The sequence below is a fragment of the Paraburkholderia sp. SIMBA_030 genome, from assembly GCF_046535245.1.
GTDB lineage: Bacteria > Pseudomonadota > Gammaproteobacteria > Burkholderiales > Burkholderiaceae > Paraburkholderia.
In genome coordinates, this window is sequence record NZ_JAWRXB010000837.1 from 1 (window position 1) to 262 (window position 262).

General features: G+C 64.1%; 1 protein-coding gene. It reads right to left on the reverse strand.

The window, feature by feature from the left end:
• A partial coding sequence (locus SB772_RS42340; protein WP_410838815.1) for a glycosyltransferase occupies nucleotides 1-262 on the reverse strand: 262 nt, incomplete at both ends.

The following is a 262-nucleotide window of genomic DNA, read 5'->3' on the forward strand; positions in this document are numbered from 1 at the left end:
GTGCGCGAGCTGATCACCAGCGCATCGAGTTGGCGCCACCACCGCCCCATGTCGGTCTGATAACCCGGCAAGGTGATGCGCGTTTGCAAACCGGCGGCATTGATCCGTCCCAGCAGCGTTTCCCGTTCCGGGCCGTCGCCGAGCATCACGGCGTCCAGTTGCGGGTGTTGCTGACACAACGGGATCAGCGCATCGAGAAACAGGTCCGGGCCTTTTTCACTGCTCAGGCGCCCGACGTATCCGGCCAGCCAACGCTGACGGT